The 25,097-nt window shown below is 54.5% G+C and carries 24 protein-coding genes; all 24 read right to left on the bottom strand.

Annotation, left to right across the window (positions count from 1 at the left end; genetic code table 11):
- The 24 genes from alaS to THEVEDRAFT_RS10345 all read right to left on the bottom strand — a co-directional run bounded on the left by alaS (position 1) and on the right by THEVEDRAFT_RS10345 (position 24,576).
- Complete coding sequence (alaS, locus tag THEVEDRAFT_RS03835; protein WP_006583409.1) at positions 1–2,646, bottom strand: alanine--tRNA ligase; 2,646 nt, start codon at positions 2,644–2,646, stop codon at positions 1–3.
- Positions 2,647–2,728: 82 nt separating this feature from the next.
- Positions 2,729–4,003 (bottom strand): amidohydrolase, encoded by a 1,275-nt coding sequence (locus THEVEDRAFT_RS03830; RefSeq protein ID WP_040825288.1) that lies wholly within the window; start codon positions 4,001–4,003, stop codon positions 2,729–2,731.
- Positions 4,004–4,023: 20 nt separating this feature from the next.
- Positions 4,024–5,262: an adenosylhomocysteinase gene (locus THEVEDRAFT_RS03825; RefSeq protein WP_006583407.1), complete on the bottom strand. Its 1,239-nt coding sequence runs from the start codon at positions 5,260–5,262 to the stop codon at positions 4,024–4,026.
- Positions 5,263–5,307: 45 nt separating this feature from the next.
- Complete coding sequence (gene mtnA / locus THEVEDRAFT_RS03820) at positions 5,308–6,327, bottom strand: S-methyl-5-thioribose-1-phosphate isomerase (RefSeq protein WP_006583406.1); 1,020 nt, start codon at positions 6,325–6,327, stop codon at positions 5,308–5,310.
- Positions 6,320–7,552: an exodeoxyribonuclease VII large subunit gene (xseA, locus tag THEVEDRAFT_RS03815; RefSeq protein ID WP_006583405.1), complete on the bottom strand. Its 1,233-nt coding sequence runs from the start codon at positions 7,550–7,552 to the stop codon at positions 6,320–6,322. The genes mtnA and xseA overlap by 8 nt, the downstream gene beginning before the upstream one ends.
- On the bottom strand, positions 7,539–7,994 hold the full coding sequence (gene nusB / locus THEVEDRAFT_RS03810; protein ID WP_006583404.1) for a transcription antitermination factor NusB: 456 nt from the start codon (positions 7,992–7,994) through the stop codon (positions 7,539–7,541). Before nusB ends, xseA begins: the two co-directional genes overlap by 14 nt.
- Entirely contained in the window at positions 7,991–8,488 is a 498-nt protein-coding gene (locus THEVEDRAFT_RS03805; protein WP_245522755.1) for a hypothetical protein, read from the bottom strand. The genes nusB and THEVEDRAFT_RS03805 overlap by 4 nt, the downstream gene beginning before the upstream one ends.
- Before the next feature lie 206 nt (positions 8,489–8,694).
- The gene (locus tag THEVEDRAFT_RS03800; RefSeq protein WP_006583402.1) at positions 8,695–9,138 is read right to left on the bottom strand and encodes an Asp23/Gls24 family envelope stress response protein; all 444 of its coding nucleotides are present in this window, start codon (positions 9,136–9,138) and stop codon (positions 8,695–8,697) included.
- Between the two features lie 50 nt (positions 9,139–9,188).
- Positions 9,189–9,590, bottom strand: a complete 402-nt coding sequence (locus THEVEDRAFT_RS03795; protein ID WP_006583401.1) for a CD1247 N-terminal domain-containing protein — start codon at positions 9,588–9,590, stop codon at positions 9,189–9,191.
- 50 nt (positions 9,591–9,640) lie between these two features.
- Positions 9,641–10,213 carry an elongation factor P gene (gene efp / locus THEVEDRAFT_RS03790; protein ID WP_006583400.1) on the bottom strand — a complete coding sequence of 191 codons (573 nt, stop codon included), beginning with the start codon at positions 10,211–10,213 and terminating at the stop codon, positions 9,641–9,643.
- 110 nt (positions 10,214–10,323) lie between these two features.
- Positions 10,324–11,937, bottom strand: coding sequence for a type II secretion system protein GspD (locus THEVEDRAFT_RS03785; protein WP_245522727.1), 1,614 nt, complete (start codon positions 11,935–11,937; stop codon positions 10,324–10,326).
- A gap of 130 nt (positions 11,938–12,067) precedes the next feature.
- Positions 12,068–12,433: a hypothetical protein gene (locus tag THEVEDRAFT_RS09565; RefSeq protein ID WP_172634022.1), complete on the bottom strand. Its 366-nt coding sequence runs from the start codon at positions 12,431–12,433 to the stop codon at positions 12,068–12,070.
- A gap of 222 nt (positions 12,434–12,655) precedes the next feature.
- Positions 12,656–13,168 carry a hypothetical protein gene (locus THEVEDRAFT_RS03775; RefSeq protein ID WP_006583398.1) on the bottom strand — a complete coding sequence of 171 codons (513 nt, stop codon included), beginning with the start codon at positions 13,166–13,168 and terminating at the stop codon, positions 12,656–12,658.
- Positions 13,155–13,757: a hypothetical protein gene (locus THEVEDRAFT_RS03770; RefSeq protein WP_006583397.1), complete on the bottom strand. Its 603-nt coding sequence runs from the start codon at positions 13,755–13,757 to the stop codon at positions 13,155–13,157. The genes THEVEDRAFT_RS03775 and THEVEDRAFT_RS03770 overlap by 14 nt, the downstream gene beginning before the upstream one ends.
- Entirely contained in the window at positions 13,754–14,716 is a 963-nt protein-coding gene (gene pilM, locus THEVEDRAFT_RS03765; protein WP_245522726.1) for a type IV pilus biogenesis protein PilM, read from the bottom strand. Before pilM ends, THEVEDRAFT_RS03770 begins: the two co-directional genes overlap by 4 nt.
- A gap of 15 nt (positions 14,717–14,731) precedes the next feature.
- Positions 14,732–18,031 (bottom strand): pilus assembly protein, encoded by a 3,300-nt coding sequence (locus tag THEVEDRAFT_RS03760; RefSeq protein WP_245522725.1) that lies wholly within the window; start codon positions 18,029–18,031, stop codon positions 14,732–14,734.
- 167 nt (positions 18,032–18,198) lie between these two features.
- Positions 18,199–18,828 carry a hypothetical protein gene (locus THEVEDRAFT_RS03755; protein WP_006583394.1) on the bottom strand — a complete coding sequence of 210 codons (630 nt, stop codon included), beginning with the start codon at positions 18,826–18,828 and terminating at the stop codon, positions 18,199–18,201.
- A complete protein-coding gene (locus THEVEDRAFT_RS03750; protein ID WP_040825283.1) occupies positions 18,825–19,679 on the bottom strand; it encodes a type IV pilus modification PilV family protein in 855 nt (284 codons plus the stop codon). The genes THEVEDRAFT_RS03755 and THEVEDRAFT_RS03750 overlap by 4 nt, the downstream gene beginning before the upstream one ends.
- Positions 19,654–19,995, bottom strand: a complete 342-nt coding sequence (locus tag THEVEDRAFT_RS03745; protein ID WP_006583392.1) for a prepilin-type N-terminal cleavage/methylation domain-containing protein — start codon at positions 19,993–19,995, stop codon at positions 19,654–19,656. The genes THEVEDRAFT_RS03750 and THEVEDRAFT_RS03745 overlap by 26 nt, the downstream gene beginning before the upstream one ends.
- A 17-nt stretch (positions 19,996–20,012) precedes the next feature.
- Positions 20,013–20,474 carry a prepilin-type N-terminal cleavage/methylation domain-containing protein gene (locus THEVEDRAFT_RS09145; RefSeq protein WP_006583391.1) on the bottom strand — a complete coding sequence of 154 codons (462 nt, stop codon included), beginning with the start codon at positions 20,472–20,474 and terminating at the stop codon, positions 20,013–20,015.
- Positions 20,475–20,500: 26 nt separating this feature from the next.
- Positions 20,501–21,709: a type II secretion system F family protein gene (locus tag THEVEDRAFT_RS03735; RefSeq protein WP_006583390.1), complete on the bottom strand. Its 1,209-nt coding sequence runs from the start codon at positions 21,707–21,709 to the stop codon at positions 20,501–20,503.
- 80 nt (positions 21,710–21,789) lie between these two features.
- Positions 21,790–22,875, bottom strand: a complete 1,086-nt coding sequence (locus THEVEDRAFT_RS03730; protein WP_006583389.1) for a type IV pilus twitching motility protein PilT — start codon at positions 22,873–22,875, stop codon at positions 21,790–21,792.
- Between the two features lie 26 nt (positions 22,876–22,901).
- Positions 22,902–24,383, bottom strand: coding sequence for a GspE/PulE family protein (locus tag THEVEDRAFT_RS03725; RefSeq protein ID WP_483754775.1), 1,482 nt, complete (start codon positions 24,381–24,383; stop codon positions 22,902–22,904).
- Positions 24,367–24,576: a cyclic di-GMP-binding domain-containing protein, MshE-related gene (locus tag THEVEDRAFT_RS10345; RefSeq protein ID WP_483754774.1), complete on the bottom strand. Its 210-nt coding sequence runs from the start codon at positions 24,574–24,576 to the stop codon at positions 24,367–24,369. The genes THEVEDRAFT_RS03725 and THEVEDRAFT_RS10345 overlap by 17 nt, the downstream gene beginning before the upstream one ends.
- Between the last annotated feature and the right edge of the window lie 521 nt (positions 24,577–25,097).

The following is a 25,097-nucleotide window of genomic DNA, read 5'->3' as shown; positions in this document are numbered from 1 at the left end:
TTAGATCATTCCCCCTATTATCTTCTCCACGTCTTCCTTGATAGAAGATACCCTTTGAGACACCTGGTCACTCCAGACCCCGCCTCCCTGCGCAGTGTTGGCCTTCCCCCCCGCATTGAATCCCCAAAGGGCTCCCAACTCCTTGATGAGGGCACCAGCTTTAATACCCCTGGATACCGCTTCATCGGAGACCATCACCACCACCAAAAACTTGGAGTCGTTCTTCGATACCATAACGGAGACGGACGCGGGGTAACGGCCCTTCACCATATCCCCCATGGCCCTTAAAGCATCCCCGTCGGCTCCCTCGGTGAAGAACGTCACCACGTTTACCCCCTTAACGTTGATAGGGGATGACAGCTCTCTCTCAATCTCACCGGTGCTAAGGGACAGCCTAAGCTGTTTAAGCTCCTTTTCCAGCCCCCTTACCTCTTTAATAAGCTCTTCCAACCGCTTAGGCAGCCCGTCGGGTTCTACCCCGAGGATCGACGAGGCGCTCTTTAAGACATCGAAGGCTCTTCGATACCCCTCAAGGGAAGCCATTCCAGCCGTGGCGGTTATCCGCCTAAGCCCAGAACCGATCCCCTCCTCCCGCTGGATCTTGAAGAGCCCTATCTGACCGGTGGAGTGAACGTGTGTACCCCCGCAAAGCTCCGTTGAGAAATCCTTAACCGATACCACCCTGACAGTATCCCCGTACTTCTCATCGAAAAGCGCCTTCGCCCCCATTGCCTTAGCAGAATCCAAATCGGTCTCCACCGTGGAAACCGGCAGGTCCATCAAAACAACCTGGTTTATGACGTCCTCCACCTTGGCTATCTCCTCCGGGGACATGGGGGCAAAGTGATTGAAGTCGAAACGAAGCATGTCCTCCGACACCAATGACCCGCTCTGTCTCACGTGCCCTCCAAGAACCCTTGATAGAGCCTCGTGCAACAAGTGAGTAGCGGTATGATGCCGCCTTATGTGCCACCGCCTCTTTGAATCCACCTGGCACTTAACCGATTGCCCCGCCTGGAGGGATCCCTTAAGCACCATCACCTTATGGGATATGAGACCATCCATCGGGCACTGGACGTCCTCCACTTGGGCCTCCCCGCCTTCCCAGAGGATGACACCCCGGTCCCCCACCTGTCCTCCCTTCTCTCCGTAGAAGGGGGTCTCCTTAAGGAAAACCTCAACGGACTCTCCGGCGGAGGCATGATCCACCGCCTTGCCATCCGCCACAATGGCAACCACGGAGGACTCCGCTTCCTCGGTTTCATACCCCACGAAAACTGTTTTGCCGTGGGCTAGAACATCGGAGTAAACGGTGCGCTTGAGCACAGCGGAGGAGTGCTTGCTCCCCGATCGGGCCATCTCCCGCTGACGCTCCATGGCCTCCTCAAACGCCGTGGAATCCACCTTCATCCCATGTTCCGCACATATCTCCGCGGTTAGCTCAAATGGAAAACCATAGGTGTCGTAAAGTTCAAAAGCCGTCTGTCCCGGAAAAACGGTCTCCCCTCCGGCCTTAAGCCGCGATAGCTCTTCTTCCAGGAGGGCACTTCCCTGCTCCAGGGTCCTTAAGAAGCGTCCCTCCTCAAGATCCAAAACCTGATAGATGGTGGCCCTATGTTCCAACAGCTCCGTATAGGGATCACCCATGAGCTGCTCCACCACCGGAAGGATCTCTTTAATGAACGGCCCATCAATCCCTATCAACCGGCCAAAGCGGATCGCCCTCCTGATAAGGCGCCTTAAGACATACCCGGCTCCCTCGTTTGAGGGCAGAACCCCATCGGCCACCAGGAAAGCGGCGGCCCTCACGTGATCGGATATCACCCGTACCGCGAGGTCAGCCTTGGGAGAAGCGCCATATGAAACCCCTCCAAGGGAGCAGGCCTTGTCTATAAGGGGCCGGAAAAGATCCGTCTCAAAGTCGGTCTTCACCCGCTGCACCACCGAGGCAAGCCTCTCAAGCCCCATGCCGGTGTCTATGTTCTTCTTGGGAAGGGGGGTAAGATTGCCCGCCTCGTCCCGGTTGTACTGCATGAACACCAGGTTCCACACCTCAAGGTACCTGTCACAGTCGCAGCCGACCCCACAGGTGGGCTTACCGCAAGAGAACTCCGGTCCCTGGTCATAGATTATCTCTGAGCATGGGCCGCAGGGCCCCACGGGGCCAGCGGCCCAGAAGTTATCTTCCTCTCCCATGCGAATTATCCTGTCCTTAGGGATACCAACGGAGTTCATCCAAATCGACTCCGCCTCATCGTCATCCCTGTATATGGTCACATACATCCTGTCCGGTTCCATCCCAACCCGCTGGGTTAGGAACTCCCACGCCCATGGGATGATCTCCGCCTTGAAGTAATCGCCAAAGCTGAAGTTGCCCAGCATCTCAAAAAACGTGTGATGCCTGGCGGTCCTGCCAACGTTATCTATGTCGTTGGTCCTTATGCACTTCTGCGCAGTGGTAACACGAGTGTGGCTCGGGAGCTTAAGACCGAGGAAATAGGGCTTGAAGGGCACCATGCCAGCTATCGTAAAAAGAAGGGTCGGATCGTCCGGTATCAGCGAAGCGCTTGGATACCTAACACAGCCCTTTTCCTCAAAGAAGGACAGAAACATCTCTCTTAACTCTGCAGCAGATCGCCACTTCACCAGCCATACCCCCATTTAGCTTAGCTTTAAAAATTTATCTACGAAACCGGCCCTGCCCCTGGTGTTCACCCAGGTAAAGGGCTTAAGGCTTCAAAAGTTCCTCTCGGCTTCGCAAAGCCTTTTGGATTATCTTCTCAGGGTCCAGGTGCGGGAACCTTCCCTCCCGATAGAGCACCCGGCCCCCCACCATAACCATGTGCACATCCGATGAGGAACCCGCATAAACCAAGTACTCCGGCAAGGTCGCCTCCGACACTCCCATGTAGTGAGGTCCCCTAAGGTCTACCACCATAACGTCCGCAGAGAACCCCTCTCTTATGAGGCCCACATCCTGGAATCCTAAAGCCAACGCTCCGTTCCGAGTGGCCATCCGCAAGGCCTCTCTTGCGGATATGGCTGTGGGATCCTTCCCGATCCCCTTATGTATAAGGGCAGCCAAACGCAGCTCCCCCCACATATCCAGGCGGTTGTTGCTGGCCGCCCCATCGGTACCAAGAGCCACCCGGACACCGTTCTCAAGCATGCAGCGCAGGGGGGCAAAACCGCTCCCCAGCTTCATGTTGCTCGACGGATTGTGCACCACCGTGACGTTGTCCCTGGCCAGATGGGGCATGTGCTCCTCCCTAAACCAAACCCCATGGGCCAAGATGAGGCTCTTTACCTCAAGCAGCCCGCTGCTAGCCAGAAGCTCCACCGGATCAACCTTGAGCTCTTCCCTTATGTAGTTATCCTCCCAGGTGGTCTCAAGCCAATGGGTGTGGACTCCTGCCCCCTCCTTGACAGCCAGCCTCCCCACCTCGGCAAGGAAATCCGGCGGAACCGTATAGGGCGCATGGGGGCCAAAGAAGCCAACGAGATCACGTCTTCCGCTCAAATTCCTCACCAATGCAAGCCCGTCCTCCAGCTTAGACGGGTCATCACCGGTGATACCCCTGGAAAGGTTGGCCTTGAGCCCGCTCTTGATGGTGCCCTCCGCCACCTGATCCATGAAGAAGTACATGTCCCCAAATGCCACGGTACCGGTGGATATCATCTCAAGGGTCGCCAGCAAGGTTCCATTTAAGACGTGCTCTGCCTTAAGCCGAGCCTCCACTGGCCATATCCTTTCCCTAAGCCAATCCATGAGGGGTAGCTCCTCTCCCAACCCCCTCAACAAGACCATGGCCACGTGGGTGTGGGCATTCACAAATCCAGGCAGAACCGCAAACTTACCGCCCCCGTCCAGGAGAAGCTCGCCATCCCCTTCCCCTACCCCCAAGATACCGGATATCTTGCCATCCTCCACCACCAGATCACCCCTTACGGGGGACGGCATCTCTGGATCCCAAAGGATAACATCCCTTAATAGCAAGCCCATCTCGATAATCCCCTCCGGCTTCAATCCCTAAAGGAGTCTAGGTACTCCCTCTGCTCGTCCGTAAGCTCCTCCAGGGATAGGTTGAGACTCTCTAGCTTAATCCTGGCTATCTCCTGGTCCAACTTGCAGGGCATGGGATAGAGCCCTGGATCCATAGGATTATCCATTAAATACATCGCGGACAGCAACTGGGATGAGAAACTCAAATCCATTATCTCCACCGGATGGCCATCCCCCCCCGCAAGGTTCACAAGGCGCCCCTCCGCCAACAAGTGCAGCTCCCTTCCATCCTCCATGGTGTAGGTCCTAACCCCATCCCGAGTGTCCTCCACGGAACGGCTCATCCTCTCTAGGTCCGGCAGGGAGATCTCCACGTCAAAGTGGCCAGCGTTAGCCAATATGGCCCCGTTCTTCATAAGGGCAAAGTGTTCCCCCCGTATAGCATTAACGTTACCGGTAACGGTTACGAAGAAATCACCTTCCATGGAGGCCCTCTTCATATCCATGACCCCAAATCCATCCATGTGAGCCTCCAAGGCCTTATGGGGGTCCACCTCAACCACTATGACCCTGGCCCCAAGGCCTTGGGCCCGCTTGGCAACCCCCCTGCCACACCAGCCGTAACCCACCACCACCACACAGCTGCCGGCCACCACCCGATTTGTAAGCCTCGATATGGCATCCCACACCGATTGACCGGTACCATAGCGGTTATCAAAGAGGTACTTGCTTAGGGCATCATTAACAGCTACCACGGGGATTTTAAGGATCCCCTCTTTATGCATGGCTCTGAGGCGTTTTATCCCCGTGGTGGTCTCCTCACAGCCCCCCAAGACCCCTCTAAGCACCTCAGGCATCTCCGAATGAAGCATGTAGACCATATCGGCCCCATCGTCTATGATGAAATCTGGAGCTTCCCGGAGACACCTCCTAAGGTTCTCCGAGTACTCCTCCATTGACATGCCCCTTTTGCTGTACACCGTAACCCCTCTCTCCACAAGGGCGGCACAAACGTCGTCCTGGGTGGACAGGGGGTTGCTTCCAGCCGCGAAGACAGTGGCCCCCAGGTCCTTAAGTGTGAGGAGAAGGCATGCGGTCTTGGCCTCCAGGTGCAGGCAGCAAGCCAGCTTACGGCCAGCCAAGGGAGCCGAAGGGGAATAACGCTCCCTTAAAGCCCGAAGCACCGGCATGTACCTCCACGCCCACTCTATCTTCCTTTTCCCGGACTCCGCCAGGGAGAGGACCGCTGCCTGGCCCATCAAAATCACCTTCCAATCTCTTATCTTTATAGTTATCCAGGATAACTAAGGCTTCAAAACCTCAAAGCCAAGGACGGATCTTATCGACGCGCCATAAGGGGGATGAAGCACTCCCTTCTCGGTTATTATGGCGGATATCATCTCATTAGGGGTAACATCAAAGGAGGGATTCCAAACCGGATAATCCTCCGGGAACAACGTCTCCGCCCCCAATGTCCTAAGCTCCTCTGGAGACCTCTCCTCTATGGGGATCGCCTCTCCAGATGGGCACTGGAGATCAAAGGTCGAAGAGGGCGCCGCCACATAAAAGGGGACCCCATGATGTTTGGCCCCCACAGCCAATGAATAGGTTCCGATCTTATTGGCCACATCACCGTTCATGGCAACCCTGTCAGCCCCCACCAACACCGCATCAATCCTGCGGGTTCGCATGAGCCAATGGGCCATGGAATCACAGATCACGGTGAACTTTATGCCATCAGAAAACAGCTCAAAGGCGGTAAGCCTCGCCCCCTGAAACCTGGGACGGGTTTCATCCACGAAGACCTCTACATCCTTACCGGCCTCAACAGCAGCCCTGATCACCCCAAGAGCGGTGCCGTACCCTCCGGTGGCAAGAGAACCAGTGTTGCAATGGGTTATGACCTTGGCCCTCTCAGGCAGGAGTACGCTGCCGTTAGCCCCTATGGCCTTGTTTATCCTTAGGTCCTCCTCCCATATTGAAAGGGCCTCCTTCAACATGGCATCCCCTCGGATATCGGGGGGCAATCCCGCAATAGACCTCATGCGATCCAGGGCCCAAAACAGGTTCACCGCAGTAGGCCTTGTGGCCCATAATATCCTTATGGCCCTCTCGACATCTCTGCCCGCCAGCGCATCCAAAGCCACTCCAAATGCAGCGGCTATGCCTATGGCTGGAGCTCCCCTAACCGCCATGGAAACTATTGCGGAGGCCACCTGGTCAGCGCTGGTACACTTCAAATAGCTAACCTGAAAGGGGATCAGCCTTTGATCCAATATCTCCAAGGCCGTTTCTTCCCTTAAGAACCTGAAGGAGTCAGGCATCTACGAAGTCACCTCCTGGGGGCAAAGGCTTAATCACTTCTCCTAAAACCGACCCGTCCCTGAACCTTAAAACCATCCTCTGTCCCACCTCAAGATCTCGGGCGGAGCATATCTTCCGTCCCTTCAGATCCTCCACCTTGACATATCCCCTCCTGAGTATCCAATCGGGAGAAAGGGAGTTTAAACGGGCATCAAGGGTTTTAAGCACCCCCTCAACCCGTACCACCTTTAAGCTTAACGATGACCTACAAGTCCCTATAAGGGCTGAAAGCCTCTTGTGGTTAGCGTCCAGGGAGTGATACACGGACCGGTTCATAGTGCTCTTAAGGGCAAGCAGCCTTTCCCTTGTGGTGCTTATGCGCCGTTGAACCGATGACCTGGACAACCTAACATTACCATTCAGGCGAGATAAGAGGTCCCTTCGATCCGGGAAGACCCTTTCCGCCGCCCCAGAAGGGGTGGGAGCGGAAAGGTCCGCCGCCATATCCGCTATGGTAAGGTCAACCTGATGCCCAACCCCGGTTACCACCGGGAAGGGGCAAGCCCTGATGGCCCTTGCCACGTCCTCGTCATCAAAGGGATCCAGGTCATCCCTCGACCCACCTCCCCGGACCAGCATGACGGAGGACAAGCCCTCAAGGGCAGAAACCCTCCTTAAGGACGCAACGATAGCCCGCGGGGCCTCCAACCCTTGGACCACCGATGGGATTACGAGCAAAGGGCACTGCGGGAACCTCTCCCCGGAGACCCTTATGACATCTTGAAGGGCGGCACCGGTAAGAGAAGTGATCACCGCAACCTTTGAAGGTATTGGCGGGATCGGCCTTTTCAAACGCTCATCGAAAAGCCCTTCTTCCCTAAGCTTTCTTTGAAGAAGCTCCTTCTGCTTGGCCCTATCACCCTGCCCCAGGGGGTATAATCTGCTCACGATAAGCTGGTAGGCCCCCCGAGGGGGGTAAAGGTCTAAACCGCCCTGCACAGCCACATCCTGTCCGTCCTCCGGCCAATGCAACACCAAAGAGGCGCTAGAACGGAACATGGCACAGCTTATCCTGGACTCCTTACCCAAAAGGGTAAAGTAAACATGCCCGCTCGAGTGCCTTTTAAGCCCCTCTATCTGGCCTTGAACCAGGATGTCTTGAAATTCCCCTGCCTTGAGGACCTCCCTTATCCTCCCCGTAAGGGAGTCCACGTCAAAAACAGCGTCCCCGTCAGACTTCCTCATCCGAGGAGGCCTCTCCCGATTCTTTAGATAAATCCTTGAACATCCGACCTAGAACACCGTTAACGAACCGCCCAGACTCATCGGTTCCAAACAGCTTGGCCAACTCCACCGCCTCGGATATGGCCACCGGATAGGGGACCAACCTATCCACGTATCCCTCCAACAGGGCAAGCCTTATCAGAACCCGATCGACGGAAACCATCCTCTCAGGACGCCACCCCACCAGGTGCTCCCTAAGCAGGCCTTCCAATATATCCCGTTCCTTAAAAAGCCCCCTAACCAGGGCTGTAGCGTAATCTCTGACCTCCGGCTCCTCCTCCTCAAGCGGCAAGGAGGACAAGACCTTATCCATCGGCAGCTCCTGACGCATGTCCATTAAATAGCCCAGCTGCAGGGCAATTTCCCTGGCCCTTCGCCGCTTCTTGGGCAGATCCCTACTCATCTCCCCTTCTTCACCTCTTTGATCACGGAGTTTAGCAACTTCCTGCCATCATCTGTCAACGCAAGCCAAGCCACTCCATAGGAGAGACATCCCGCGATAACGGTCTTTGTTATACCCTTAAACCCCAACTGGGCCAATGCAACCAACGTGGAAACCCCAGCGGCCCAAACGATGGGGGTCCGCCAAAGCGGCGGCGATGAGCACTCCACTTCCTTGGTGCGCTCAACCCAGTGAATCGACACCTTTATCCCGGACCTCTTAAACCTAGATTCCAAAAGCCTGCCTATCCTGTCCAGCTTCTCTTGAGACTCCCCTTCGGGGAAACCAATGAATACGTTAATGGTGTCCATGTCACCAACGAATGAAACCTCCTGGCAAACATACCCACCGGGCAGTTGAAGCGACACGATCCGCCTCATGCCATCACCATCTAACCATATCTTACCGAGCTTATTGGACTTCCAAAGGTACATCATCGCACCAACACCCCCCACGGAACACAAGCATAGCCGGAAGAGAAGGACAAGTCACCATTTCCCACCCATCACAAAAAGCTCAAAACGTCCGCTCACACGCCCTCTCACCCCATGGTAAGCCCAGGGAAGTATAGACCGCCACTCTTTTTATGTTAATCTTAACAGCTAACAAAAAAACGGCCTTCCATGGAATTGGAAGGCCGGGAAGCGACGAGTCTAAAAGGTCAATCCTCCTCTATGAAAGAAGGTGCCTCCTCATAACCTTCGTCGTCTCGCTTCTCCTGGAAGGTTATACCCTGAACGAAAACGTTGACCGCCCTCACGGTATAACCGGTATAACGCTCTACCTGTTCCTTTATGGCTTCCTGAACATCCCAGCATACGTCAGGGATCCTAAGGCCGTAGCGAACCGCCACATATGCATCCACCTGAACCTCTGGGAACTCCCCCTCGGAAAGCAAGATCCTAACTCCGTTAGTAGCCTTCCTGCCCAACCTTAGGTTAGCCATGAGCCCCGGGCTAGCAGGGCGAACCCCCTCAACCCCGCTGAGGGCCTTCACCGCTATCTGGGCCACCACGTCCTCGGATATCCTAACCTTGCCGGAGGCACCAGCCACCTCTTCCGACTCCACCTCTTCCATGAACTCCCTGTTGTCCATATCGTCCATGCTAAGACAAGCCCCCTCTCCTAGGGATCAAAAAGCCGAAAAGCTATCACCTATTCCGGCCTGTTGAAAGGCTCACCGCAATGGGGACACAACAAGTCCTCATCCTCATCGTAGGAGCTGGGATCGTAAAAGAAATCCTTATGGCAATTGGGACAACATACGGAGACGTACTCCTCCCCGTCCTCATCATCTTCTTCATCGTGATCGCAGCAACAGGGATCAATGCGATCCTCCAAGGAAGATATGTCGTCGTCCAGCTGATCCAGGTACTCGGAGATCTCCTCCAATGCGTTCCCCTGATCCATTATGATCCCCCGTTGATCCTCTATCTCATCCGCCAGGGCATCCAAGGACTCCACCACCGCCGACAAAACCTTGGAAATGTCGGGATCCGAGATCTTAAGACCGTCTATAAGCCCCTTAAGGTAAGCTATCTTTTCCCTGGAAGACACCGCATCTCCCCCCTTCTGCTTGATGGTCAAAGCCCAAGCCCCGATAGCCCCTACTTCTTAGCCCTTTCCAGGTATTCACCGGTCCTGGTGTCCACCACTATCTCCTCCCCGTTCTCCACGAAGAACGGCACGTTCACCACCAAACCGGTCTCCAAGGTAGCGGGCTTACCGCTGCCAGAAGCAGTGTCCCCCTTGAACCCAGGAGGGGTGTCCACCACCTTCATCACCACGGAGTTGGGAAGCTCTATACCCATTATCTTGCCCTCATACATCTCCAACTGGACCTCTAGGTTGTCCACCAGGTACTTCGCCACATCGCCAAGGATATCCCTGTGGATGTAAACCTGGTCGTAACTCTCCAAGTCCATGAAGACGTAGTTGTCCCCCTCCTGGTACTGGTACTGGGCGGGCTTCTCATCGAACACTATCCGCTCGAACCGCTCACCGGACTTGAAGGACTGCTCAATGGCAGCACCGGTCTCAAGGTTTCTAAGCTTACCCCTAACTATGGCACCCCCACGACCCATCTTGTGATGGGAGCACTCCAATATGGTCCACATGCCTCCTTCCCACTTTATCTTCATACCTGGGCGAAGGTCACTTGTGTCCACTACCTGAGCCATAAACGAAAACCTCCCGATCTGGACTTCAAATCAAACGCTCCACAAGCCGTGTTGCACTAACCTATAATACCCCAACATCCACCCTGGGGCAAATAGGGTTAAGCAACCTGTTACTGCAAAGTATTCACATCGGAGGCCTTCACAGGAGAAGTGGGGACATCAAGTATATGCGGGATCACGATCATGGCCACCTCTCCCCTCTCCTTGGTCCGACTCCTGGACTTGAACAGCTCCCCAAGAAGCGGGATATCCCCCAAAACAGGTATCTTGTACTCCGAGTACTTGTCAGAGTTTCTGAAAAGACCTCCCACCACAAACGGCTCCCCATCCCTCACCCTGACGTAGGAGGTAACCTCTCTGGTGCTGGTCTGGGGGACCTGCTCACCCAAACCTCCCTTTATGTACTTGGTTATCTCTCCGGTCTTAAGGGTCATCTTGATGGTTATGAACCCGTCTCTTCCAACCACGGGGAGGAACTCCATCGATGGACCTACCTTCTCCTCCGAGTAAGTGGGGTTACCCGCCTGATCCCTGGCGGATATGTACTTAACGTTCTCCGTAAGCGCTATCTTGGCCTCCTTGCCATCCGCCACCACAACCGAAGGGCTTGCCAGGGCCTTGCCCTTATCCGCGGTCTCAAGGGCCCTTATACCCGCGTCTATCATGCTTATGTTCCCGCTCTCGGCTATGGCGCTTATATCCGCCGCACCAGGCTTGGTAACCCGGTTGGAATCATTTTTGTATATAGACGCCTCATTAACTCGGCTATATCCAACCACCCCACCCTTGCTGTTGAACGAGAACCACCAATACCGATATACCGCGTTTATGACCGACTCCAGCTCCTTCATGCCATCGTCCTTAACCTCCACGATCCTGGCCTGGAGCATTACCTGCTTGCCCGGATGGTCCGCCTGGCTCAGGAACTTAGCCACCGCCTCCAACTGCTCCGGCCTGCCAGTTACATAAAGAAGCCTAAGACGCTCATCCACCACAATGGGCTTTGTTATGTCAAACAACGTCTGCACCTGACCGGATATCTGCTTTATATCCCCGTAAGATATCTCAAATGCCTTGGTCTTCTCCTGCCCCAAGGACTTGGCCAACGCATCCGCCTTGCCCACCAGGATGGTTTTCCCCATCACCGCATAGGTTATGTCATAGGTCCTCATGAGGTAGGCGAAGACCTCCTTCATAGGTACCCTCTTGACGGTAAGGGTCACTGGGCTAGAAGGCACGGTGGGATCGCAGATTATGTTATAACCGCTGAACTCCCCAAGCATCCGGAACACGTCTTTAAGCTCCACATCCCGAAGGGCTAAATCTACGGGAACGCTAAGGGCTATTGGATCCTTGCCAGAAGAAAGACGGGGCACCACGGTAGGGGGATTCTTGGGTCCCTTAACCGGAGAAAGCTCTGGGTTAGAAACCAGGGACACCACCAAACGGCTTGTCCCAGCCCCATAAACCGACTGAACCTTAACGGGTTTCGATGACCCCACCGCCATCCAAACCCCGCCCTCATCGGGACGAAAACTTACAAAGTTAACTAGAGGATATTCAAACACCACATTTCTTAAAGACGGCTCCAGGGATGCGGGGAAGAACATCTCAAGTCCGTCCTTACCCTGCTGGGTCTTGGAAGGAGCAGGCACCATATTGCCTATAAGCTCCAACACCGCAAGATCACTACCTCCCTGACCGCACTTAACATCGCTTATCATTGGGATTTTGTCCCCGGAGACCACATCAGCCGGTGCAGCAAAGGATTGACCGGCTCCAAACATCAAAATCGCCAGCAATATGCTAAGGACCACCCAGCTCTTCGGATAAAACAGCCTGGGAGAACAACCTTTAATTGGACTGGAGTGCCGCATCGTATATCCTCTCCTTCCACCGGAACCTAACACCCGAGTTGCTTATGCCGACAACCCTTCCCCTGCCACCATCAAAGGAGGAGCCGACTCTAAGTATGACCGCCTGCCCGTCTCCTTCGATGTCCGCCACCGCCGCAGCCTTATCCCCCAAGATCATTATGGCCTTGACGGTGACCATCGGAGGCTGGACCTCCGGCGGAGGAGCTATGGGGCTACCGCCAGGAAGCACCGGAGAAGTATCCAACGGAGGAAGCTCAACCGCCATCGGAGGCTTGCTGAAGGGGTTTATCCCGGAAGCGGTAGCGAGCTGTGCAGTCTGCAAGGAAGACCGCCTAAGCTCCATATAAGACCTTTGGAATGACACCTCATCCATGGCATCCTTCTGGGCTACTTCTGGGGAGGCACTCCTCAAGGTGTCAGGAGATACATACGATGCTCCCGCTATTAGGTACCCAGCGTAAGCTTCCCCTAGGACAAGGGCACCGAATATGATCGAAAAAACCCACCTCAGCCCCTTCCCTCGGGGGTTCTACGGCTCAAAAGGTAAAAAATGCTTTCAGTGTTTTCACCGGTCACCGCTTGTCACCTCCAAGAGGCCGCTAACGGACATGGAGACTTTAACCTGATCCTTAGATGCGGCAGATACAGATAGGGAGTCGACTCTCAAACCCTTGGGCCCTTGGCGCATATCTCCCAAAAACAGCAATAGAGAATTGTAGCTTCCGGTAACGTCAACCTTGGCGGCCACTACACCCTGATCCATGGATATCGGCACCACCAAAGGCTTTTCCATCTTGTTCTTGCTCATGATAGCATTAAGGGAAGCGTAAAAATCAACCCCATCCTTGAAACGCTTTACCATAAGGTCGCTGAGTTCCACTTCAGCCTTCTTAAGGGCTTCCACTTTCATGGCCCGCTGCTCGTTAACATAGTCCAGCGCGGCCTTCTGAACCTTCATTTCAGCTAATTCGGCAGCCGTCTGCTTCACCCTGTATGCCATAAAGGCCTGCAGTCCTCCCAAGAAAACCACCACCAGGATGAGCCCCAGGAGGGGGGAGGATATCTTAAGGTTTTTCATTGCCGACACCCCCTCCTTGGATCTTATCAAGATACTCCTTCCAACCGGACACCGTTCCCTTGGTGGTTATGGCCAACCATGTGTCCTTGCCCACTTTCCTCTCCTCCGTCACGGGCATTGAAATCGAGGAAAAGACCGGCTGACCATTCAAGGCGGTGCTGAATGCAACGACCTTGTTCTGATCCTTACCAGCCGCAGCAACTGAGAAGAGGCCGTCCTTGATCTCTACCCCCTCCAAGAAGAACTCGCTAGGGGAAGCTCCATTTATGGTGGTCAGCACCTCCAAAGCAGGGACATCTCCTAGCAGAAACGCGATGCCCTCAGACAAGGCCTTGTTCTTCCTCTCCATGACCTGTATCTGCATCGCAAGACGATCCGACAAGGACTGGGCCTCCTGCATGCTGACCTCCACCTCCCCCTTCTCAGCTCCCATCTTGAGAAGGAGATACGAAGACCAACCTATGTTACCCAGACCCACAACCACGAAAAGGGTAAAGAGCAGCATTGGCACAAACGCAACACTAACCTCCGTGGAGGCAGCTTGCACGGGTCTTATCCCCTCGGGCCTCAGATCCAACATAACCTTCATTCGTCATCGACCCCCCTAAGCGCAAGGCCCAAGGTGACATCCCAACCCCACCGTTCCTCCGGAGCCCCATCGATCTCCCATAGATCCCAAGGATCCACCGTTTCAACCGGTATAAGCGTCATGGATGAAACCGCTTCCTTTATCTCATCCGCATAATTCAGCCCATATCCCCCAATGTATATCTTACCTACCCCAAGTCCCTTGAGCTGTGTGGTTACGAAGTTGGCGGAGGAGTATATCTCCCGGGCAAAGGACACGAATACATCCTCATCTGGACGTTCGTTGCCAAAACCATAAGAGACATTCCTGTATAGTATCCCACTATTCTTGTATGAAACCACTATGAAGGATGAATAAAAACCCGCCATGACATATAGATTACAGCGCTCACTCGGCGGCTCAGGCCCCTGCATGGCCCGAAAGGCAGCCATCACGCTTGGCTCCACCGCATCCACCATGAGGCCCACCTTGCCACAAACCTCGATGATGGATTCCACCGGTCTGGACCTGGAAACCGCGGCAACCGCATAAGAAACGTCACCCCCAGCATCCAGCGGGTGCTCTATGGTGGCAACATCAAAAACCGCCTCGCTGGCGGGGAAGGGGAAATGCTTATCAAAATCCATCTTAAAAAGCTCTCTCAGTCCCCTTCCATCCTCAATGCGCGGCAGCTGTATGACCTTCACCATCACATCCTTCGCCTGTATACCCAACACAGCGCTCCTAAACCACCGGGCTCCCACCTCCCTCTTGATCTTGAGCATACGGTTCTCCAACATGCCAGGATCCGCCCACACATCCCGCTGAGAAGGGGCCATCTCCAAGTCCACCTCCGCCATAGCCTTGACAGACAGCCCCCCTCGCTTAATATCCAAGGCCAGATATTGGATCTTGTCTCCCATGACAAAGAGCCCCGCCAGCCTCTTCTTCCTTCTAACCCAAAGGCCCAATCTCTTCACCCCTCCCGCCAGTGATCATCGTCTTCTCCAATAGAGCCTGTCGTACTTACCCACCTTGTCCTTGTCAGCCGGAACGTTAGGTGGCAGGGATATGGTTACAAGGCCGCTATCCCACGAAGCCTTGGCGTCGCTGCCGAAGGCTTTTTTAAGCGCGCTATCACTGATATCCGCAAACCTTTGGACCCCCATGTAGATCTTGTTCTTATATATGGTTATACCTGTTATCTTAAGGTTCTCCACCTCCCGGTACTTAAGTCCTCCCCATCCGCTCTTACCGGTTCTTAAATCCACCGCGTACAGCCGGCCGGTCCCGGCCACACAGGCACCGCTGGAAGGAGTAAAGGTGGCAAAAAGGGCATATCCGTTCTTTATGACCGGCGGGGTCGAAGGCCGCTCCCGGTTTGCACCAGACTGATCCAGGGGCATATACCAACCATCCGTAGATCCCGCGGTGGATTGATCGTAAGCGTTTACACCGTTAAGATCACCTGTCTTGGTTATACCACCGCTCTCCGCCCTGGCCAGGGGGAAGGAGAACATGACCGCCCTCGTGCCCGAGGGGTTGTCAAGCCCTCCGTCATCGCCAGTCACCCCCGCGATCCACAATGCCCCACCGCTCCTGCCTATCGCAAGGCCGTGGGATATGCCCATGCCCCCAGGTATAACCCCAGAAGGAACTATGCAAGACACCTGTCCCTTTGAGGCACTGGCCCTCCAAATCGAGGATGACAGATCCCCAAAGTAGAATAGATCGATCTCCCGACTCCCGTCGGAAGGAGCCAAGGCCTTGGGGGAGCCCACCACTGATTTCATGTCCGAGTGGGTAAACTTGTTCTTTATATCCCCAGTAAAAAGGGATGAGAGGTAAACCGCCCCCTGCTTGGACATCCCCGAAGGTCCAGGATAGCCATTGCCCATGAGCAAAACGTCTTCACCCAAGTAGGTCCCCACCACGGGGGTGGAAGTTGACAAGAGCAGCTCCCGATAATCTCTCTTCGTGCCATAAGCCTGGACGTGAGAAAGAACCTCCCTGCTCTTAGAACCCCATATCACCAATTTGGGGGAAGAGGAAAAACCAGGCATGGAGGAATCTCCCTTGAACTCAAAAACCTGGTTCTCCACCGCCCATAGGAAGCTGGGAGACCAAGGGGATGTTACGTCCATGGCATATAATCCACACCCCCCCCTTCCAAGAAGCCCGAGCAGCACATACTTACCCTCTCGGGTCCTCTCAACCACCAAAGGCCCATCCAAAAGGTACCTGGGAACTGAGTAATAGGACTGCATGGGATCGGTGGTCTGAAGCCAAGCCCCTTGGAACTGCTTAAGCCCAACCATGCGCCGTCCCTCCAAGACGTTGGGGGGGGCGAAGGCCCACCGCTCGGACCCGTTAGAAACGTCAAACGCATGCAACAACCCCAGGTTATCCTGGGCAAAAAGCGCTATATCCTTACCGCCGTTGGAGTTGTATATCGTAAGTTCCACCATGCCGGAGTGATATACGTCTCCCATCTTATATCTTTGCCCGGCCCTCTTGTAAAGATAGTTTTCATCCAGGTCCTCATCCCACTTTATCTTAAAACCGTTTGCGTCGTACGCAACGGTCCTGTCCCCCATGAGCCACCTAAGGAAAAGCTCAGCCTGGGTTGCAGCGCTGGCTCCGCTTGAAGAAAGGCCCATTTGAGATGCCAGCTGATCCAAGTAACTAAACGATCCGGAGTTAAGAACCCTCTTAAGCCCCTCGCCGTTAACCACCGCCAGCAAAGCCCTATCGGAATGCTCCCTCTTATTAAGCATCTCCGCGGCGCTCCACTTTCTCGTCTGGTTCCCGTCCTTATCAAAACCGTAGCAGACTATGTCTCCCTTCCACTGCATCGCCCTGCTGGAACTCGGCACTGAAAAAGAGGAAGAGTACACAAAGGTCTCTCCGTCCTTGCGTGGGCTCACCACCGGGGCTCCGCCGGAGCCGGCATTGCTGTTTATGCTGTCAAATATACGCCTGAAGGCATCCATAAGGGCTCCCACGTCGTTGGCGTAAAAAGGCGAGGCGGAGCCGTTCTCCAGGCCATCATCCCCAACATCCGCCATCTTCTCAAGGGTACGCTTAAGCTGTCTCCCCTTGTCGGACGTAGGATTGGGGTTTACAAAGGCCACAACAAAGACCTTCACCGGCTGAGACTTCCTATAAGATCCAGTGGCGGGATCAACACCCCACCCATAGTAAGATATGCGGGCATTATAAAGGGCCCTCACCGCTTCAACCGGGTCCGTGTTGTCCCTGTTCTGCCCCCCGGCGGTGAGTATTATGGCGTAGTTACCCTGACACCACTGTCTTATGTAGGTTGGCTCAGCAGAAGGACGCGAATCGTTAATATCATATACCCCACTCTTGCGGGCACAGAAGAAATCCCGAAGGGATCCCTCCAGTTTGCTGTAGTTAGCCCCCTCAGAGAACGCTATAGACTGGGTAAGCGGCCGTTTCCCATCGAAACGAAGCTCCTTGTTGGTGCTATCCTCCACCCCGTCAAACCACTGGGTAACCTTGTCCCTGGCCTGAGTGGCCACGTAAGCCCCCCCGGACAACTGATACATCTGGGAGGGTTGGACTATGAACATGGCCCTCTTGCTGGATTCGTTGGTGCTGATCAAGACACCTCGACTCAACCGAACACTCCTGCCATAATAGGTCATGCCGCTGCCGCCGGTGCCGGAAGAATTGGGATTGTCATAACCAAAACGGCCATTAGGCCAGCTGGCTTCCCTGTATGCAAAGCTACCGCTCTTGGTAACACCGCGATACCAGTCTGCCCACGGAAGGCCATTATCCCCCCAACTGGAATAATCCTGTTGGACATAAGTAGCAACCCCAACAACCGCATCCCTCACCACATCCGGGGAACGCAAAAGCCGCCACAGGACCAGCTTCATTTTAAAGGCCCTGCTGTCGTTCGGGACCAGGCCATTGGCCCTATTCCCACGCTTGTACCTTAGATAATCGTTATCCTGGGCGTAACAGTTTGGATCGTTCTCTATGTTGTTGGACGAGTCAAGATCCCTCCCCCAATACTGATACTGCTCCCCTGTGTACATCTTATACGGCTGGGAACCATCCCCATAGGTACACCAAGTCTCCGAGGATTCGTAGAAATAATACGGATCCCCAACCACCGGGTTGTGAGGGACCGGGGAGGGAAGAACATAATACGGCGAAGACCCGGCAGGCCCTGAGTAACAAGTTCCACTTGCAGGCACATCGTTGACGTCCCCACTGGTGGACCACAGCATGGACGCACTAGTATCTATCAGAAGGAACACGTTCGGGGGCACCCCCTCGCCTATTCCCTTAGGAGCCTCTTTAAAGAAAGGATTAAGAAGGACGTCATCAGCCCCCATGAGTCCACCTGCCCACACAACGCCCAAAAGGGCTAGAGCAGTAAAGATGATCCATGATTTGCGCAATGATTTGCCTACGATCATCCTCATCACTCCCTGCCTATTATGCCTTCCTCTACTGTCATGACCCTATCCTCCCCCAGGGCAAAACCAGACCTCTTAGCGGTACTCCTTATGACATAGGTAGGTGGCCTAAACTTCCCAGCATCTCCAACGGAACCCACACCACCAGAGGAACCCGGCATGGTAGGCTCCAGGGTAACATCAGCGGTCATAGCATATACCAGCACGCCAAGCCTCGGGGGGATCCCCGTCGTGTAGGACGGCACGTTTGGATAGTCAACCCTGTATATAAAGGTGGTCACTGTGGTGCCTTGCTGCTCAAAACGAAAAACACCTTGGTCCCCAGAGGCAACCGCAACCAAATTGCCGAAGGGCACGCTGATTCCCTTTATCGTCTTGGACGAGACAACACCAGACGCAGAAAGATCCGCCGCTAGGTCGTAATCCGGGAACGATTTATCGGTGGTGTTTGCCAAAAGCCACGCTTCTGCGGCGCTGATCCCTGACTGGGCAGATATATAGAGCTTTTTCTGCTGAACCACACTCTGAGTGGTAGAGAACAGGTTATTAGCCAAAAAGAAGGCGGTGGTCACAAGACCCAATCCAGCCACCATGATAACCAAGACCGTGGGCAACGCAAATCCGGACCTTCTCATCGGTTTCTCAGCCTCCAAGAGGTTCTGACGTGCATCAAATACCCCTTTTGGTCGTCGGAAGAAATAGAAGTTCCAAAAGAAGACGGCCAGGTGGACGGCAAACCCCTACCGGGGCCATCACCACGGCTTAAAACGTGCAAAGTGAGCACCCCCTGAGAGAGAAGGAACCGGATGTCCGCATACCCAACCCCCGTCCTAGGCTGAGGCGCCCCCAAGGACACGTCTTCCACGTACAGCTGACCGTCTTTCTGCTCTGCCACCAAAGCCCTGGGATAGAACACCTCATCAAATGGAACCACAAACACGTCCTCAGAGTGGGGATTTGAAAGAGACAAGGTCTTCCCGCTAACCGAGTCTATGCGAAGAGGAAGGTTGCCGGAGGGAAAAACAAGCCACCCCTTGAGGGTAGCGGGGGAAACGGCATAAAGGTCTGCCGGCAGTGGATCAGTCACTTCAATTTTAACAACTTCACCCGGCGGAACCGACGGCCGATCCACGGATATCACAGTTATGCCGCTTGGAACCCCATAAACCAACCGAAGCTTCCTCGAGGAGTCAACTACCTCCACCAAATCGTTCCACGAGCCAAGCGTCGAAACCCCCGGGAAGGCTTTTGAAGGTTTATCCGCGGAAACCCCAACCGCAGCGTTCAACACCCAGTCCTGAAGGACCGCCACCGCCTCCTCCGCTCTCATCCTTGCCCTGGACGAAAACTCTATCCTCTCGTAATGAGATATATAAAGCCAAAACATGGCAACCGAACCCACCAGAGCTATCGCCCCCACCAGGAGGGCCATCAGGACCTCCGCAAGGGAGAAAGCCCGGCTAGTTGACCTTAAGGGCCGGATCACTGGGCACCACCCTCTCAAACCTCAAAGACCGAGCACCGGAGGCAGAATCCCAACTAACCACCACCACCAGAACCCTATCGCCCGACACATCCTGAGACGAACAGGAGAGGCTGTAAGGATGAATACTGGAGGGGGGGAGACCCCCCCGCTCCAGCGCATCCAAAGCCTCTCCCGCGAGCCACAGGGCATTCTCCTGCTGAGAGGTTCGCATGGCCATGGCGTGGGACATCATTATGGAAGCCCCTAAGACCAGCAACACCACCGCCAGGATGACCAGCGATATGAGAGCCTCCACCAAGGAGAAACCCCGTCTCACGTCAACACCCCCAGGACTTAGCGAACCTGCATGTAAATCCAGTTCTCGTTGTTGTAAGCTGTGGTATTAACAGCGCTGTCGGTACCGCCAAAGAGGTTCTTGTCCTTGGTTGCCATATCCTTCAGCTTGGCCTTAACACCGTTACCATAGCTGGTCACGTTGCGGCCAATGTAGTAATCGTTGCTAGCAGCGAGCATCTTAAACTGGGAGGTATCCACGCCAGAGCTTCCCATGTAGGACTTAAGCCGACTGAGGTCCGTGGTCCAACTGCCGTTATCCGCATAGTACATCATGGCGGCGCTCTTAACGGTCCTCAGGTCGCTTACGATCCTAGTGGCCTCCGCCTTGTCAGTGCCGCTGCCCGCCACCAGCAACATAGCCCCCGCAAGTATACCGATGATGATGATGACGATCAGGAGCTCCACCAACGTAAAACCCTTCCGCCTCTTGCCCAACAACCTCATCCACATCTGCTTCATCTACATCTCCTCCTTTTTTTAAGCCCCTACATGAGGCTTTGGATGGCGCTTATTATGGGGAAGAATATGGACATGGCGACCACCGCCACCACTCCCCCGACGAACAGTATCAACATCGGCTCCAGCGCAGAGGTGAGGGCCTTGACCTTCTCCTCCAGCTCCATGTCGTACCAGTCCGCCACCTTCTCCAGCATCTCCTCCAGCTTGCCGGTCTCCTCCCCTATGGCCACCATGTGGCACACCATAGGGGGAAAGAGGGCCTCCCTCTTGGCCACTATGTTGAGCGGCACACCCTTTTCAGCTCCTTCCTTAAGCTTTTGGAAAGCTCCTCCTACAAAGTGGTTGTTAGCCACCCCCGCAGCCATGTCCAGGCACCTCAGAATCGGCACCCCAGAGGACACCAAAGTGCCAAGGGTTCTAAAGCTTCGGGCCATTATCCCCTTGTATATAACATCCCCTATCAGGGGAATCCGAAGCTTCACTCGATCCCACTTGGCCTTGAAGGCGGGGATCCGCTTCAACAACATCACCAAAACCGCTAAAACAGCCAAAATCAAAACTATGAGAAACCCATTGTCCCGGGCCCCAAGGGCGAAGGCAAACACCAACCGGGTCACCAGCGGAAGCTCTATCCCCATCTGCGTAAAGACCTGGGAAAACCGCGGAATAACCACGAACACCAATATCCCCATCACCATCACACAGATGGACAAGACCACCATGGGATAAACCAACGCAGAGGATATCTTCTTCCGCAACGCCTCCTGCTTCTCAAGCAACGTGGCCAATCGCTGGAGGCTGAGATCCAGGACGCCGCCCTCTTCCCCAGCCCTTATGAGAGAGATCACCAAAGGTGAGAAGGCCTTATCCGCGCTCATGGCGTCCGCTAACCCGCGCCCACCCATAACCCCCCTGGATACCGTCTCAAAGGCGGAGGAAAGCGCCCTGCTGTGCACCTGTTCCTTGATTATGTTAAGAGCCCCCGCTACGGTTATCCCGGCGGATATCATGGTGGAAAGCTGCCGGAAGGCCACCGCAAGGTCCTTGAGTTTAACCTTGGGCTGGAGAAACGAAAACCCTCCAAAAGGCCTGCTCCCCTCCTCCGGCACCTCTTTCAACTCCAGGGGCACCCAACCCCTCCCCTTCATGAGAGAGAGCGCAGCCTCCCTGGAGCCCGCCTCCAAGACCCCTGACTGAACCCCCTCGGCGCTCCTAGCTCGGTACTCGAACTTCAAGTCCTGTGCCCCCTGCCTAGTCCGGCTATGATTAGCCTTATTTTAACAACCCAGAAAACAAAAGTCAAGGAATCATTTTTTCATCGCATCAACACTGCCCCACCAAGCAGGTGCTCCACCTCCTTGGTGTCAAAGCAGTACTGCTCCACCGCCTCCCTGGATAGGATACCCTCCCGATAGAGCCTTACCAGGTCCTGATCCATGGAGTGCATACCAATGGAGCTTCCGGTCTGCATCATGCTCTTGATCTGAGATGTCTTGCCCTCCCTTATGCAGTTCCTCACGCCCGGTGTAGCCCAAAGAAGCTCGGTGGCCACCACTCTGCCCCCTCCGTCCAAGGGTATGAGCTGCTGGGAACATATGCCTATTAGTATGTTGGCCAACTGCAGCCTCACCTGCTGCTGCTGATAAGGAGGGAAGACGTCCACAATTCGATCCACCGTCTGGGCCGCGTCAGGGGTGTGCAAGGTGGCAAGCACCAGGTGCCCCGTCTCCGCCGCGGTTATGGCCGCCGAGATAGTCTCCAGGTCCCGCATCTCTCCGATCATTATCACATCCGGGTCCTGACGCAGAACACGACGCAACGCCTCGGAGAAGGACATGGTATCGTCCCCAACCTCCCGCTGATGTATCATCGCCCTCTCAGATCTAAAGACATACTCTATGGGGTCCTCCACCGTAACTATGTGACAAGACCTGTTCATGTTTATCTGCTGGATCAACGCCGCCAACGTGGTGCTCTTACCAGACCCGGTGGGCCCCGTAACCAGGAAAAGACCCCGCATCTTCTCCGCCACCTGCACCATCTCCCTCGGGAGCTTTAGCTGCTCCATGGTCCTTATGTCCGTGGAGATCGAACGGATGGCTATGGCAGGGTTCCCCTTCTCAAAGAAACAGTTCACACGAAACCGGGGCATTGTATCCAACGATACCATGGTGAAGCTGAAGTCCAACTCCCTCTTCTGAATGAACTCCTCATGCCTGCCGGGGGGCAAAAGATCCCCCAGATATTCCATTACGTCGTTGGGAGTAAGGTCCGGCAGGTCAAAGGGGATCAACGTCCCATCCACCCTCAACATGGGGGGGGTGGAGGAACTTATGTGAAGGTCACTGGCCTTCCTCTTTACCATTTCATACAGAAGAACCTTCAATGACGGAACCGACATGCTACACCTCCAAAGAAGATCAAAGTTTACTGCATGGTTTCGGACATCATCTCTTCAACACTAGTTATACCATCTAAGACCTTTTTAATTCCAGCCTTTCTTAAAGTTGTCATGCCCTTTGATATGGCTAACTTTCGGATCTCATAGACTGGAGCTCCCTCCGCAATGGCCCGCTTTATCTCCTCATCCACCAAGAGTATCTCGAAAAGGGCGGTACGCCCCTTGTAGCCGGTGTTCCTGCAATCATCACACCCCACCGGGGCGAAAACCCTGGTGCCGGGGGGCAGGTCAAGGGATCTCGCCACCGCATCGGGCAGTTGCATCTCCTTCTTGCAGGAGCTGCACAGCCTCCTGGCGAGCCTTTGAGCCACCACACCAACCACTGCGGAGGAGACCATAAAAGGCTGTATCCCCATGTCTAAAAGCCTGGCCACGGCGCTAGGAGCATCGTTGGTGTGCAGGGTTGATAGAACCAGGTGCCCAGTCAAAGCAGCCCTTATGGCCAGCTGAGCGGTCTCCTGGTCTCTGATCTCTCCTATCATTATCTTGTCAGGGTCCTGCCGGAGTATTGATCGCAGGGTCTCGCTAAACGTAAGCCCCGCCTTCTCGTTCACCTGAACCTGGGTAATACCAGGCATTGTATATTCCACCGGGTCCTCCACGGTGATTATGTTGACGTCCGGGGTGTTCATGACCTCAAGAAGGGAATAAAGGGTGGTAGACTTACCGCTTCCCGTGGGGCCCGTAACAAGTATGATACCGTAGGGGAGGGAGGCCATATCTTCCAGGAGGGCCCTCTCATCGGGGCTGAACCCTAACCTTTCCAAGCCAACCATTGCCTTGTCCTGGTCCAAAAGACGCATGACTATCTTCTCTCCGAATATGGACGGCAAGGAGGAGACACGAAGGTCAACCCTCTTGTTCCCCACCTTCAAGAGGATTCTTCCGTCCTGAGGCCTGCGGCGCTCCGATATGTCCATGCCGCTCATGATCTTTATCCTGGAGCAAACCGCGGGATGCAGGTTCTTGGGATACTCAAGGGAATCGAACAAAGCTCCGTCTATCCTGTACCTAACCCTGGCACCCCTTTCAAAGACCTCTATGTGAATGTCGGAAGTGCCCTCCTTGACAGCCTCCTCCATTATGGAGTTGACCAGCTTCACAACCGGCGCATCATCCACCCCAACGTCAACCAGGTTCAAAGACGAGTCCGCCGGCTTATCCTCCATAACCTCTACCATGGCTTCCTCCAACGTGGTGTGAACCCGGTAAAACTGCTCAAATGCCCGCCTTATCTCGGACACCATAGCTATGCTGAGCTCTATCTCCCGGCCCGTAACCATCTTGAGCTCATCTAGGGCCACGACATTGAGGGGATCCGCAGTGGCCACAAGAAGCTTGCCATTGTCCAACAAGCTCAAGGGCACAACCTCTAAGCGCCTTGCCATGCTCTCGGGGACAACCTTCAATACCTCAGGGGTGGGCTTGTACCTAGCAAGAGATACCAAGGGGACCTTCAGCTGCCGGCTCAGGGCCTCCGCCAAATGCTTCTCCGAGACCCAGCCTATTTTTAACTAATATTTCACCAAGCCGCATGGAGCTTACCTTCTGCTCCTTAAGGGCTGCGTTCAAAGTGCTCTCGGTCAAAACGCCGGCCTGTATCAAGATGTCTCCCAGCCGCATGTGCTTGGTATCCGCCATTCAGCACCCCTCCAGAAGATATAAGAAACCATGATACTAATTGCAGCTTATTATACCACTAACCCCACCGCTTATATATAGGGTGTTATATTATACATCCACGCGCTGCACACCTTAAAATTAAAATTTATTCTCGTAACATAATTCCTTGTCAACACGCCACAAGCCCCACTTTGAGTTAAAAAGCCAATAAGATTATTCCCTTCTATTGAGTCTAGCTGGCATTAGCGGTGCTATGTTTTTATAAATAGAAGGAGTATGGTGGTGTTGCTGTGACGTGCTGTTGGTCATGTTGATCATGGTAGGCCCAGCCAGGGGTTGTCGAATAAGGGAAGTCAGGCCTGTTGAACAATCTAAGTTAGCTGGATGTGCTGGTGCGGATTTTTAGATCTACATGACCTCGCCTCTTGTCCTTTCGGTGAGAGGGGTTTTGTGATGGCCTTGGGGTTTGTTCTGCGGGCATTTGTATATAAGGGGGCATTGGTATGTTCTTGGGCGGGGAAAAAAACCACGGCCTTCCT

This window comes from Thermanaerovibrio velox DSM 12556, assembly GCF_000237825.1.
GTDB lineage: Bacteria > Synergistota > Synergistia > Synergistales > Synergistaceae > Thermanaerovibrio > Thermanaerovibrio velox.
This window is presented reverse-complemented; position numbering and strand designations above follow the sequence as displayed.